General features: G+C 74.5%; 10 protein-coding genes. 5 read left to right on the top strand and 5 right to left on the bottom strand.

Annotation, left to right across the window (positions count from 1 at the left end; all coding sequences use genetic code 11):
• Nucleotide 1: 1 nt before the first annotated feature.
• Nucleotides 2-940, bottom strand: a complete 939-nt coding sequence (locus ACIPN7_RS18565; RefSeq protein ID WP_400545373.1) for an ABC transporter ATP-binding protein — start codon at nt 938-940, stop codon at nt 2-4.
• A 75-nt stretch (nt 941-1015) separates the two neighbouring features.
• A complete protein-coding gene (locus ACIPN7_RS18570; RefSeq protein WP_400545376.1) occupies nt 1016-1204 on the bottom strand; it encodes a thiazolylpeptide-type bacteriocin in 189 nt (62 codons plus the stop codon).
• A 460-nt stretch (nt 1205-1664) separates the two neighbouring features.
• Between ACIPN7_RS18570 and ACIPN7_RS18575 the strand changes: the two genes are divergently transcribed.
• From ACIPN7_RS18575 to ACIPN7_RS18585, 3 genes are read left to right on the top strand one after another with little or no spacing between them, the layout of a single operon-like run.
• Entirely contained in the window at nt 1665-2594 is a 930-nt protein-coding gene (locus tag ACIPN7_RS18575) for a hypothetical protein (RefSeq protein WP_400545379.1), read from the top strand.
• A complete protein-coding gene (locus ACIPN7_RS18580; protein WP_400545382.1) occupies nt 2591-4273 on the top strand; it encodes a DNA polymerase Y family protein in 1683 nt (560 codons plus the stop codon). Before ACIPN7_RS18575 ends, ACIPN7_RS18580 begins: the two co-directional genes overlap by 4 nt.
• Nucleotides 4266-7766 (top strand): error-prone DNA polymerase, encoded by a 3501-nt coding sequence (locus ACIPN7_RS18585; protein ID WP_400545385.1) that lies wholly within the window; start codon nt 4266-4268, stop codon nt 7764-7766. Before ACIPN7_RS18580 ends, ACIPN7_RS18585 begins: the two co-directional genes overlap by 8 nt.
• A gap of 20 nt (nt 7767-7786) precedes the next feature.
• Here ACIPN7_RS18585 and ACIPN7_RS18590 read toward each other — a convergent pair whose 3' ends face one another.
• Nucleotides 7787-8647, bottom strand: a complete 861-nt coding sequence (locus tag ACIPN7_RS18590) for an oxidoreductase (protein ID WP_400545388.1) — start codon at nt 8645-8647, stop codon at nt 7787-7789.
• 121 nt (nt 8648-8768) lie between these two features.
• On the opposite strand from ACIPN7_RS18590, the gene ACIPN7_RS18595 reads away from it, so the two are divergent.
• Complete coding sequence (locus ACIPN7_RS18595) at nt 8769-9386, top strand: TetR/AcrR family transcriptional regulator (RefSeq protein WP_400545391.1); 618 nt, start codon at nt 8769-8771, stop codon at nt 9384-9386.
• 37 nt (nt 9387-9423) lie between these two features.
• Here ACIPN7_RS18595 and ACIPN7_RS18600 read toward each other — a convergent pair whose 3' ends face one another.
• Nucleotides 9424-11892: a protein kinase gene (locus tag ACIPN7_RS18600; RefSeq protein ID WP_400545394.1), complete on the bottom strand. Its 2469-nt coding sequence runs from the start codon at nt 11890-11892 to the stop codon at nt 9424-9426.
• Nucleotides 11893-12016: 124 nt separating this feature from the next.
• Nucleotides 12017-12376, bottom strand: a complete 360-nt coding sequence (locus ACIPN7_RS18605; protein ID WP_400545397.1) for a MerR family transcriptional regulator — start codon at nt 12374-12376, stop codon at nt 12017-12019.
• Nucleotides 12377-12428: 52 nt separating this feature from the next.
• Here ACIPN7_RS18605 and ACIPN7_RS18610 point away from each other — a divergent pair, with 52 nt between their 5' ends.
• On the top strand, nt 12429-13427 hold the full coding sequence (locus tag ACIPN7_RS18610; RefSeq protein WP_400545400.1) for an aldo/keto reductase: 999 nt from the start codon (nt 12429-12431) through the stop codon (nt 13425-13427).
• Nucleotides 13428-13442: the final 15 nt, after the last annotated feature.

Consider the following 13442-nt stretch of genomic DNA (forward strand, 5'->3'; position numbering starts at 1 on the left):
GTCAGTCCTCCGAGTCGTTCGTGGTGCCGGTGCTCGTGCCGTCGAGCAGGCTCAGGTAGGCGTCCTCGAGACGCGGCGGCACGATCGCGAGCCCCTCCAGGGCGACGCCGCGGGCATCGGCCCAGGTGTGCAGGATCGTGGTCACCGCGTCCGGGTCGGCGGTCACGACCCGGACCCGGCCGTCGTCGACGGTGAGGCCGGACGGCAGGCCCGAGGGCAGGTCACCGGCCCCGACGCCGTCGGGCAGCGTGAGCTCGACGACCGTGCCGGCCGCGGACGCGGCCACGATCTCCCGGGTGGTGCCGGAGGTGAGGACCTGGCCGCCGGCGAGCACGACGACGTCGTCGGCCAGCGACTCGACCTCCTCCAGGTCGTGCGAGGTGAGCAGCACCGTGGTGCCCTGTCCGTTGACCTTGCGGATCAGCTCCCTGGCACTGCGCCGCGACACCGGGTCCAGGCCGGTGGTGGGCTCGTCGAGGAACAGGATCCGCGGCCGGCCCACGAGCGCGAGTGCGATGTCCAGCCTTCGGCGCGTGCCGCCGGAGAGGGTACGCACCAGGGCCCGCCGCTTCTCGGTCAGCCCGACGGCGGCGAGCACCTCGTCCACGTCGAGGGGGTCGCGGTAGTAGGTGGCCTGGCGGTGGACGAGGTCGAGCGCGGAGACCCCTGGCTCCAGCATGGTGGCCTGGAAGACGACGCCGAGGTGGGTACGCAGCACCGCGAAGTCCTTGCGGTTCCCGGGGTCGAGACCGAGCACGGACACCCTGCCGGACGTGCGTTGCCGGTGCCCCTCCAGGATCTCGACCATGGTGGTCTTGCCCGCGCCGTTCGGGCCGAGCACCGCCCCGATGCTGCCCTCGGTCACCGAGAGGCTCACGCCGCCCAGCGCCCGGGTGGCGCGATAGTTCTTGTGGAGGTCTTCCACCACGACTGCGTCCATGTCCCTGCTCTCTTCGATCTCTTCGTGGTCGGACGGTGGGCGTGGGGCCCGCAGCGGACCCCACGCCCGGTCAGGTCAGGCGCAGGAGCCCGACGAGCAGCAGGAGCTGCTGCCACAGCAGGAGGTCGAGGTGCAGGAGCTGCTGCCGGAGGTGGCGCCGGTCTCCGGCACCGCAACGGCCTCGCGGACGGAGAGGACCTCGAGGCCCTCGAAGTCCAGGTTGGGCAGCTCGATGAGCGGGGTCTGGGTCATCTCGTTCTGCATGAGCACTCCTTTGGTCGCGTCGGGCGCAGTATGGCCGACGATGGGGATGGGAGAGTGTTGGTGCCTGTTTTTCGACATGGCTGTGGTGCGATGTGCACGGGTCGTTAAATCCTCTAACCCGCGAAGCATGGTCAAGGTAGTGGCAACACCAATGGCGTGACAAGGGCTGGGGGAGGTTGGTTTGCCGGCAATGAACCCGCTGTTCAGGGCCATATTCAGAATTCTTCCTTTCGTTCATCCTGTAGCCGCCAAGAATGGCATTTCACCCGGGTGAAATGACCTCGGGGTGCCAGAGGGCGAAATGGCTCGGGTGAATTGACTCCCGGGGGGCGGGGGGCGGGTCGGGGCGCGGATGGCTTGACAGGCGGGCCTGCGCGGGGATCTACTGGAATGTCGAACATGTGTTCGATGACGTGCTCCACCACCGGTCTCCACCGGCAGGCACCATCGCTGGAGGGCCATGACCGTCGTATCCGTCTCCCGGGAGACCAGCAGCACCCCGGTCGTCGACAACCGGCACGCGCAGGCACTCGCGGCCCTGCGGTCCGCGGAGTCGCGCACCGGCGTGCGCGAGCAGACCACGGGCGCAGGGTCCGCACCCTATGGGCGGCCCCGGATACAGGTCCGGGCGCTGCAGGGCGGGCACACGGCCGAGCCCGCCCCGTCGTCGGACAGCCGGGCAGGCGCGGACGGCCTGGGGGACGCCGGGCGCGTGCTGCTGCCCGTGCACCCGCACCTCGCGGCCCTTCTGCCCGACGGCGGCCTGCGGGCCGGTACCACCGTCGTGGTCCGGGGCTCGACGTCGCTGCTGCTCACCCTGCTCGCCGAGGCGTCCCGCGACGGCGCCTGGACGGTGCTGGTCGGGTACCCGGCCGCGGGGCTGGCCGCCGCGGCCGACGCCGGGTGCGACCTGACGCGCACCCTGGTGGTGCCGCTGCCGGACGGGTCGGCGGTGGACGCGCCCGCGGTGCTCGCCGCGCTGGTCGACGGCATGGACGTCGTGGTGGTCGGGCCGGGGGTGGCGCTGCTGGACCACGACCGCCGCCGGCTGACGGCCCGGGCCCGCGAACGAGGAACCGTCCTGGTCCCGGCCGCGCCGGGCTCGACCGCACGCCCGGGCGCGGGGGACTGGGGCGGGGCCCAAGTGGTGCTCGAGGCCACCGCCGGGGAGTGGGCGGGGGTCGACCACGGGGTGGGCTGGCTACGGCGCCGGACCCTGCGGGTGCGGCGCACCGGGCGGGGGAGCGCATCGCGTCCCCTGCACCTGGACGTCGAGGTGCCCGTGTGCCGGGCGGCCGGGGGCATGGAGCCCGCCGGGGCGCAGGGTGTGCCCGCCGGAGCGCAGGGCGTTTCCGCCGGGAGCCGGCCGGCGCTGGAGCTGGTGGGATGACCAGAACCGCTCTCGGAGCCGCGACCCGCACCGCCTGCCTCTGGGTGCCGGACTGGCCGGTCGTCGCCGCCCTGGTCGTCGCCGGCCTGGGCCCCGAGGTGCCCGCCGCCGTCACGGGCGGCCCCGGCGGGCGGATCGTCGCGGTGTCCGCGCCCGCGCGCAGCGCCGGGGTGCGCCGCGGCATGCGGCGTCGCGAGGCCCAGGGACGCTGCCCCGACCTGCAGCTCTGGGCCGCCGACGACGCCCGCGACGCCCGCGAGTTCGAACCCGTCGCCGTGGCTGCCGAGACCGTGGTCTCGGGACTGGAGATCGCCCGCCCGGGACTGCTCCTGCTGCCGTCCGGCGGCGCGGCCCGCTACCACGGCTCCGAGCACGACCTGGCGCGCGAGCTGACCGAGCAGGTCGCCGTCCGCACCGGCCACGAGTGCCAGGTCGGGGTCGCCGACGGCTACCTGGCCGCCGTCCTGGCCGCGCGGGACGACGCCGTCGTGCCGCCCGGGGACTCCCGGGACTACCTCGCGCCCCGCCCCGCCGCGGTGCTCGTGCACGCCCGGCCCGCCGACCGGGCGCTGACCGAGCTGGTCGACCTGTGGCGCCGCCTCGGCGTGCGCACGCTCGCGGACCTGGCCGCCCTGCCCGACGCCGCCGTCGCCGCCCGGTTCGGCGACCTCGGCGTGTGGGCGCAGCGCCTCGCCCGCGGGCAGGACGTGCGCCCGCCCGCCCGGCGCCGGCTCGTCGAGGACATGACCGTCACCGAGGAGCTGGACCCGCCGGCGCACCGGGTCGACGTCGCGACCTTCGCCGCCCGCCGCCTCGCCGAGCGCCTGCACGACGACCTGCACCGGCGCGGTCTGGCGTGCGGCCGGCTGCGGATCACGGCGCGTGCCGTCGACCCGGTCACGGGCGAGGCCCGCACCCTGGAACGGCTGTGGCGCACCGACGACACCCTCGGCGGGCTGTCGGCCGCCCGGATCACCGACCGCGTGCGCTGGCAGCTCGAGGGCTGGCTCACGGCGTCGTCCCTCGGGCAGGGCGAGCGGCCCGCCCCGATCGCGGGCCTGAGCCTGGCCGCCGAGGAGGTCGCCCCCGCCGGGGCCCTGCAGCCGCGCCTCTGGGGGCCCGGCGCGGGCGAGGACCTGCGCGCCCGCCGCGCCGTCGAGCGCGTGCAGGCCCTGCTCGGCGGCGACGCCGTGCTCACCGTGCGGCTCCAGGGCGGCCGCGACCCCCGCGACCGCGTCCAGCTCGTGCCCTACGGCGAGCAGGTCCCGCCCGAGCGCGACCCCGACCGGCCCTGGCCCGGCGCCCTGCCGCCCCCGGCGCCGTCGGTGGTGCTCCCTGAGCCCGTCCCCGCGCACGTGCTGGACGCCGCGGGGCAGCCTGTCGTCGTCGACGTGCGGCTGGCGGTCAGCGGCGAGCCGGCCCGCGTGCTGGTGCCGGGGGAGGCGGCCGGCGGCGGTGCGGACGCCGACGGCGACGCCGCGTGGGCCGGTCTCGACGCCGCCGTCGTCGACTGGGCCGGGCCCTGGCCGGTCGCCGAACGGTGGTGGACGTCCCGGGGCAAGCGTCGCGTGTTCCTCCAGGTGGTGGTCGACGGCCCCGCCGGACGGGACGAGCTCACGCTCGGCCTGCTGCTGTCGTCGGCGGCGGGGTCATGGTCCCTGGAGGCTCTTTATGACTAGGACCGGGACGGCGCCCGTCCCCTACGCCGAGCTGCACGCGCACTCCGCGTTCAGCTTTCTCGACGGCGCCTCGCACCCCGAGGAGCTCGCCGCCGAGGGCGCGCGCCTCGGACTGAGGACGCTCGCGATCACCGACCACGACGGGCTGTACGGCGTGGTGCGGTTCTCGCAGGCGGCGAAGAAGGTCGGGCTCAAGACCGCGTTCGGGGCGGAGCTGCACCTGCCGGCCCCGGCCGGCACGGGCGGCGCGCCCGTGCTCGACCCGCCGACCGGGATCCCCGACCCGCGCGCGACGCACCTGCTCGTGCTCGCGCGCGGGCCGCAGGGGTACCGCAACCTGTCGAGCGCGATCGGCACCGCGCACCTCGACGCGGGCGTCAAGGGTGCCGCGAACTACACGCTGGAGCGTCTGGGCGAGGCGTCGTCAGGCGAGTGGCTGGTCCTCACGGGCTGCCGCAAGGGCCCGGTCCGCCAGGCCCTGACGTCCAGCACCCGACGGGAGGGGAACCGGAGCGATCGACTGGATGGAGGGCGGCGGGAGCTGCAGCGGCTGGTCGACGCCTTCGGGCGGGACAACGTGGCCGTCGAGATCACCGCGACCGGCGACCCGCGCGACGCCGACCTGCACGACGCGCTCGCCCTGCTGGCACAGGAGGCACGCCTGCCGCTCGTCGCCACCACCGCCGCGCACTACGCCCGCCCCCGGGACGCCGACCTCGCCGGGGCGCTCGCGGCGGTCCGGGCCCGGTCGAGCCTGGACGACCTGGACGGCTGGCTGCCCGGCGCGCCCACCGCGCACCTGCGCAGCGGCGCGGAGATGGCGCGCCTGCACCACAGGCACCCCCAGGCGGTGCCGACGGCGGCCGCGCTGGGCGCCGAGTGCGAGTTCGACCTGAAGCTCATCGCGCCGAGGCTGCCGCCCTACCCCGTTCCGGAGGGGCACGACGAGAAGTCCTGGCTGCGCGAGCTCGCCTACCAGGGCGCGACACGGCGCTACGGTCCTCGGGAGGGCAACCGGAAGGCCTGGAAGCAGATCGACCACGAGCTGAAGGTCATCACCGACCTGGAGTTTCCCGGGTACTTCCTCGTGGTCTACGACCTGGTGGAGTTCTGCCGGCGCAACGGCATCCTCGCGCAGGGGCGGGGCAGCGCCGCGAACTCGGCGGTCTGCTTCGCCTTGGGGATCACCGCCGTGGACGCGGTGCAGCACGGGCTGCTGTTCGAGCGGTTCCTCGCGCCGGAGCGGGACGGCCCGCCGGACATCGACGTCGACATCGAGTCGGTACGGCGCGAGGAGGTGATCCAGTACGTCTACGAGAAGTTCGGGCGCACGCACGCGGCCCAGGTCGCCAACGTCATCTCCTACCGGCCACGCTCCGCGGTGCGCGACGCCGCCCGCGCGCTCGGCTACGACGTCGGGCAGCAGGACGCCTGGTCCAAGAGCATCGAGCGCTGGGGCACGCTCAAACCGAGGGTGACCACCCCGCCGTCGGACGGCGCCCCGGGCGCCGGACCCGCCCCGCAGAACCGGACCGCCGCCAAGGACGCCCGCATGACGGCGCTGTGGGGGCCGGGGGAGAACGGGACCTTCGTCGACGTGCTCGCGCAGGAGGCGCGCGCGGCGGGCGAGCCCCGGGAGCGCGCCGACGACACCCACGACGTGGTGCCGTTCCGCACGCCGCCGTCGGCCGCGCAGGAGGGGGAGATCCCCGACGACGTGCTCGACCTCGCCGACCGCATGCTCCGCCTGCCCCGCCACCTGGGCATCCACTCCGGCGGCATGGTGATGTGCGACCGCCCGGTGATCGAGGTGGTCCCCGTCGAGTGGGCCCGCATGGAGGGGCGCACCGTGCTGCAGTGGGACAAGGAGGACTGCGCCGACGCCGAGCTGGTCAAGTTCGACCTGCTGGGCCTGGGCATGCTGACCGCCATCCGGTACGCGTTCGAGTCCATCGAGGAGCACACCGGGGAGCGCCTCGAGCTGCACGACCCGCCGCAGGACGACCCGCTCGTGTACGACCTGCTGTGCGCCGCCGACACCGTGGGCGTGTTCCAGGTGGAGTCGCGCGCTCAGATGGCGACACTCCCGCGTCTGCGGCCGCGCGACTTCTACAGCATCGTCGTGGAGGTCGCGCTCATCCGGCCCGGCCCCATCCAGGGCGGGTCCGTGCACCCGTACATCGAGCGGGCCCGCGGGCGCGAGAAGGTGGAGTACCTGCACCCGCTGCTCGAGAACTCCCTGGGCCGCACCAAGGGCGTGCCGCTGTTCCAGGAGCAGCTCATGCAGATGGCGATCGACGTCGCCGGGTTCACGCCCAAGGAGTCCGACGAGCTGCGGCGCGCCATGGGGTCCAAGCGGTCCCAGGAACGCATGGAAGCGCTGCGCGAACGGCTCTACGCGGGGATGACCGCGAACAAGATCCCGCCCGGGGTGCAGGAGGAGATCTTCGAGAAGCTCAGGGCCTTCGCCGACTTCGGCTTCCCCGAGTCGCACGCCTACTCCTTCGCGCACCTCGTGTACGTGAGCTCCTGGCTCAAGGTGCACCACCCGGCCGCGTTCTACGCGGGGCTGCTCGCGGCCCAGCCCATGGGGTTCTACTCCCCGCAGTCCCTGGTCGCCGACGCGCGCCGGCACGGGGTGCGCGTGCTGCGGCCCTCGGTCGCGGCGTCCCGGGTGCTCTCCTCGGTCGAGCGTGCCCCTTCGCCGACCGAGCCCGTCGAGACCCAGACCCAGACCCAGACCCAGGCCTCGTCCGTCGCCGACCTCGTCCGGGCCGACCCGGCGCTCGCGGTCCGCATGGGGCTGGAGTCCGTGCGGGGCATCGGGAAGGACAAGGCGGAGGAGATCGTGGCGGCCCGCGACGCCGCGGGCCCGGCGGGGTTCGCGTCGCTGCGGGACCTCGTGCGGCGGGTCGAGCTGTCGACGGCGCAGCTCGAGGCGCTCGCGACGGGCGGGGCGCTGGAGCCGCTCGGCGTCGACCGGCGGGAAGGCCTGTGGGCCGCGGGCGCCCTGGGCCAGGAGGGGCCGACGACGCTGCCCGGCGTCAGCGTCGGCGTCGACGCCCCGGTGCTGCCGGGGATGAGTGAGGTCGAGCTGGCGCAGGCCGACGCGTGGACGACCGGCGTCACGCCCGACTCGTACCCGACGCAGCACGTCCGGCCGGGGCTGGAGGCGGCGGGCGTGCTCACGGTCGCCCAGGCGATGGTGACCGAGCCGGGACGCCGGGTCGCCGTCGGCGGGGTGGTGACGCACCGGCAGCGGCCGGGTACGGCCGGGGGCGTGACGTTCCTGTCCCTGGAGGACGAGACGGGGCTGCTGAACGTGATCTGCACCGTCGGGCTGTGGCAGCGGTTCCGCCGGGTCGCACGGTCGGCGCAGGCCATGGTGATCCGCGGACGGATCGAGGCCGCCGACGGCGCCGTCAACCTCCTGGCGGAGCACCTCGCCCCGCTGACGCTGGCGGTACCGGGGCGGTCACGGGACTTCCGGTAGGGGTTGGCGGCGCCTGACCGTCATCCCGCGAGCTGGGCTCCCTCCGGGAGATCGGTGGACCGGGTGAGGCCCGCCCAGGCCGCGATCTCGTCGTCCACGGCCTTGCGGCCGCTGGTGACGAGCCGGAGCGCGTCCGACCCGAGCAGCAGATGTGCGGGCGGGTTGGGGTCGCCGATGATCCTGAGGACCGCCTCGCCGGCCTTCATCGGGTCGCCGAGCTGGTTGCCGTGCGCCGCCTGCCGGTTGGCGCGCACGGGAGTCATCAGCTCGTCGTAGTCGGCGACGGAACGTTCCGTACGCACCATGGAGCGGCCCGCCCAGTCGGTGCGGAACGAGCCCGGCGCGACCGCCGTGACGTGGATGCCGAAGCCCGCGACCTCCTTGCCCAGCGTCTCCAGGATTCCCTCCAGGGCGTACTTGCTGCCGTGGTAGTAGGCCAGCCCGGGAACCGTCATCAGGCCGCCCATCGACGTCACGCCCAGGACATGGCCCCGCCGCCGCTCGCGCATGTACGGCAGTACGGCCTTGATGGTCGCCACCGCGCCGAACACGTTGACGTCGAACTGCCTGCGGAGCTCTGACATCGGGGACTCCTCGAGGATCCCCTCGTGGCCGTAGCCGGCGTTGGCGATCACGACGTCGATCGGTCCGACGTCGCGCTCGATGCGCTCGACGGTCTCCAGGACGGCGTCGTCGTCGGTCACGTCGACGACGACAGGGAGCGCGCGGGTCGGGTGCAGCCCGCGGAACGCCTCCGCGTCGTCGGGCCGCCGGACGGACCCGACGACCGTGTGGCCCGCCGCGATCGCGGTCACCGCGAAGGCGCGGCCGAAGCCGGAGCTGACACCGGTCACGAGGAAAAGCTTGGAGCTATCGGTCATGCGATCGACTCTACATCGCGACAGAAATAATTGACACGCTGTTGATTCTCGGTGTGCGGTGATGTCGCTCACACGGGGCCGGGTCCGCGTGCGGGTGCGCAGGCCGTTGTAGCCTGGGGCCGTGCCTCCCTATGTGTACGACGAGCACGGCCGTCGGGTCGCTGCACCGTCCAAGGGGGAGCGGCGCGAGCGGGCCATCCTCGACGAGGCGGAGCGGCAGCTCCGGGACGTCGGGGCGGACGCCATGACCGTGGAGTCGATAGCCAACGCCGCCGGCATCACCAGGGCGGCGCTGTACTTCTACTTCCGTTCGAAGAACGACGTGCTCGCGGCGCTGGTACGGCGCGCGGCCGTGGAGATGACGTCGGGCGTGGCCACGAGCGATCAGCTCGACGCGTCACCCGCGAAGGCCATAGCGGAGGCGATCCGCCGGACGTCGCTGCTCTGGAAGGCGCACGGGGCGGTGCTGCGCGCGGCAGTCGACCTCGCTCCCGGCGTCCCGGTGATCGGCGAGCTCTGGGGCGACGCCCGGGGCCAGATCGAGCGCAGCGCCGTCGACCTCGTCCGCGGCGGAGCCGGGGACGACCCGGCGGAGACGGACAACCTGCCGGCGATGGTGCGGGCGCTCGTCGGGATGACCGAGCGAGAGTTCTACGTCGCTTCCTCCCGCGGCGAGGACATCGACCAGGTGGTCGAGACCCTGCAGCTCGTCTGGAACCGTTCGCTGCGTCTGCGCTGATCGCTCCGGCAGGCTGCCGGACACGTGGCGTGCCTCGTCAGCCCAGGACGAGCTGACCCGTGCTGTTGGCCCACATGACCGCGGAGCCCGCGGCGACGAGCACCGCGGACAGCACGTAGAACCAGACCCACATGCGGTGCCCGGCAAGGCGCAGCAGCACGGCCAGCCCGAACGCGGCGGTCCCGAGGGCCGGCGCGGCGAGGAACGGGTCTCCGCCCTGGGCGTCCTGCGTGACCAGCACGTACACCGCTGCCAGGAGCAGCAGCCGGGGCACCCAGCGCAGCAGGGCGCCGAGCAGCCGCAGCGGCCACGGCCGCCTGCGCGGCGCCACCGGGGCCTGCACCGCGGGGCGCTGCTTGCCCTGCGGCCGGGCCGGTGGTGCGGCCTGCGGCTGGGCCGGCTGCGCGCCTGGTGGCCGGTTCACGACGGGCCGCTGGACGGCGGTGGGCTGCACGGCCGGCTGCCGGGCGGGCTGCGGCGTCGGCCGCGCGCCGGGCTGTGCCGTCGGCTGCCTGCCCGGCTGCACCGCGGGCATCGGCCGGGTGGCGCGCAGGGACGGGCTGGGCGCGGCCTGCCGCGGGGCGGGGCCGAGGTGCTTCACCGGGCTCTTGCGCGGCTGGAACGACTGCGGCGGCGGAACCTGGCTGCGGACCACCTGGGTCGCCGTGGCCGACGGCGGCGCCGCGGCGGACCCCGCCGCGGCCGACCCGACCGGGGTCACGGACCTGGGCCGGCTGGTGACGGGTGCCCGCTTGCTCGCCGGCGCGGGCTCGGGGCTGCGGAACGCCCGCCAGCCGCGCAGCGTGTCCGCGTGCCCGTCCGGGGGAGCGGCGACCCGCCAGCGCATCGCCAGCCAGATCCAGTCCTTGATCTCGGCCGGGGTGCGGCCGCCCGCGACCTCCGCGCCGATCTCCGCGACATGGTCGGCCACGACCTGCTCCGCGGCGCCGTCGAACCCGTCCGCGTGCACCTCGGTCAGCACGCTCATCAGCGCCCGGTCGTAGACCAGGGCGTGCCAGGGCTCCGGGACGCGGGTGGGCGTGACCTCGTCCGCCCGGTCGAGGTCGTGCTGGAACATCTTGGTGTGGCCCCGGCCGGGCAGGACGTCCGTCGCCGGGAGCGCGGCGACCTCGGCGGCCGTCACACCGTCGCTGACGAGCTGCGAGGTGAGCAGGAGCGTCGGGTCGGGAGTCGCGCTCGCGATCCGGGCGCGCACCACGCTCGCGATGTTCTCCAGCGGCGGCCGGTGGTTCGGCTGGTACCGCGTCATGGCCAGGACCAGGGACTGCAGGTGCCGGTCGATGGCCGGGCGCTCGGGCAGGGGGTCGTCGTCCGGCACGACGCCGGCCGGCTCCTCCTCCACGAGGTCGGCGGGCGTCAGGTCCCGGCCCAGGAAGTTCAGGTCCAGCGGCAGCGCGCCCGTGCTCGCGTACACGAGGAGCAGGCCCAGGCTGTACACGTCGGACCGCGGGTGCACCCGGCGTCCGAACAGCTCGGGCGCCATGTAGGCCATGGTCCCGGCGGGCTGCGTGGAGGTCGCGGCGTCGAAGACCTTGGCGATGCCCAGGTCGATGAGCACGGCGCGGTCGCCGTCGACCATGATGTTCGCCGGCTTGAGGTCGCGGTGCAGGCAGCGCTCCTCCTGCAGCACGAGCAGCGCGTCGACGATCTGCCGGGCCAGGTGCAGCGCCTCGGGGCCGGACAGCGGCCCCTCCTCGCGCACCCGGTCGCGCAGCGTGGTGCCGGGCACGAGCTCCATCGCGAACCAGGGCTGCGTCGCGTCCAGGCCGGCCTCGACGAACCGGGGGAAGCCCCGGCCGTCCAGCCGCTCCAGCAGGTGCGCCTCCTGCGCGAAACGCTCCCGGGCGTCGTCGTGCAGGCCGGTCAGGACCTTGAGGGCCACCTCGGTGCCGTCGTCGGCCTGCGCCTGGTACACGTGCGCGAAGCCGCCGTGACCCAGCGCCTCGGCGAGCGTGAACCGGCCCAGGCGCTCCCCGCTGGCGGGGATGCGCCGCACCGGCCGCATCGGCAGCGGGGCGGCGCGGGGGGCGGGCGGCGCGAGGTCGGCAGGCGGGGCGGGCGGGAGCTCCGGGGTGGGCTCGGCGTCCGGCTCCGGATCCGGCAGGGGCTCGGGCGTGGGCTCGGCTTCCGCACCGGACGCCGCGAGTTCCGCCACGGTTTCGGACGGCGGGACGGGGACCGGGCCGGGCTCCGCCAGGGGCTCGGGGTCGCCGCCCGAGGACAGCTCAGGTTCCGCGACCGGTGAGGTCTCGGGCTCCGGTTCGGCCTGGGGTCCGGGCGCGGGCTCAGCGGCGTCGTCCGCGCTCGGCGGAGCGGGTACGGGCGCGAGCTCCCTGGTCGGATCCTCGTCCGGCGGGGCGGGGACCGGCGCGAGCTCCGGGGTCGGCGGGGGGCCTGCTGCGGGCTCGGGATCCGTTGACGGGACCGGACCGGGGCCGACGGCCGCTGGCGCGACCTCGCCGACGCCGGGTGCTGGTGACGTCATGCCGGAAAACCTACCAGCGGACCTCCGCCGATCAGAGAAAAGTCCGCGCCGGATCGGCAACCCGTTGACCACAGCAGTTGCTGCCGGTGCGGGCCCCGGTCTGGCAGCAACTGCTGTGCTCGACCTAGACACCCTGGGTGCGGTACCAGGCGATCTTCTCCCTGAGGCGTTCTTGCTGGGTGCGCAGGGCGTCGATCGACTCCTGGACCCGCCGGTCGTGCTCCTCCAGCAGCGCGACCCGCGCCGCGAGGGTCGCCTCGTCGAGCGACAGCTCGGCGTAGCGCTTGAGGTCGGCGATCGGCATGCCGGTGTCGCGGAGGCAGTGCACCAGGTCGAGCCAGCCCAGGTCGTCCTGCGTGTAGGTGCGGTGCCCGCCCGACGTCCGCGCGATGGGCCGCAGGATGCCCTCACGCTCGTAGTACCGCAGCGTGTCGATGCTGAAACCGGAGACCTCGGCGGCCTGCGCGGGCGAGTACGTGATCATGTTCTGATCCTGCCCTTGACCTGGAGCGCGCTCCAGGGTTTTCGCTGCTCTCATGACCACGACCCAGAGCACCGCCCAGCACACCACCCTCCACGACACCCCGCCCGCCGCACGTCTGGTGCTCGGCGCCATGATGTTCGGCACCGCGGTGGACGAGCCCACGTCGTTCGCCCTCCTCGACCAGTTCGTCGACGCCGGCGGCCGCTGGATCGACACGGCCGACTGCTACTCCTTCTGGGCGAGCGAGTCCGGCTACGGCGGGCAGAGCGAGGAGATGATCGGCCGCTGGCTCGCCGCGCGCCCCGGCATGCGCGACCGCGTGCTGCTCTCCACCAAGTTCGGTGCCGAGCCGCGCGACGCCGCCGTCTGGCCTGCCTCCCGCACCGGCCTCTCGGCCGCCGCGGTCCGCGAACAGCTCACCCGCAGCCTGCGCCGGCTCGGCACCGACCACGTCGACCTGGCCTGGGCCCACATGGAGGACCGTTCGGTCCCGGTCGAGGAGACGGCCCAGGCCTGCGCGGCCCTCGTGTCCGACGGCGTCGTGGCCCGGATCGGCACCTCGAACCACCCCGCGTGGCGGGTCGAGCGGGCTCGCCGGCACGCCGTCGGGCGGGGCGAGGAACCGTTCAGCGTGGTGCAGCACGCCTACAGCTACCTCCAGCCGCGCCCGGGCACCCTCACGGGGAACCACCGGTTCGGCTGGCTCGACGACGAGCTGGTCGACCTGGCCGCCGTCGAGGACCTGGACGTGTGGGCCTACACGCCGCTGCTGTCCGGCGCGTACGACAACCCGGCCAAGCCCATCCCCGAGGTCTTCGACCACCCGGGCACCACGCGGCGGCTGGCCGTGCTCGACGACGTCGCGGCCGAGCTCGGCGCGTCCCGCGGCCAGGTGGTGCTCGCCTGGCTGACGGCCCGCGGCATCCACCCGATGCTGGGCGGCAGCAAGCCGGCCCAGCTGGAGACGGCGATCGCGGCGATGACTCTGCCGCTCACCCCGGACCAGGCGACCCGTCTGACGGCGGTGGACGTCACCCCGCCCGTCTCCTGACCCGGTGTGGCCAAG

It is taken from the genome of Promicromonospora sp. NPDC090134, assembly GCF_044746965.1.
Classification (GTDB): domain Bacteria; phylum Actinomycetota; class Actinomycetes; order Actinomycetales; family Cellulomonadaceae; genus Promicromonospora.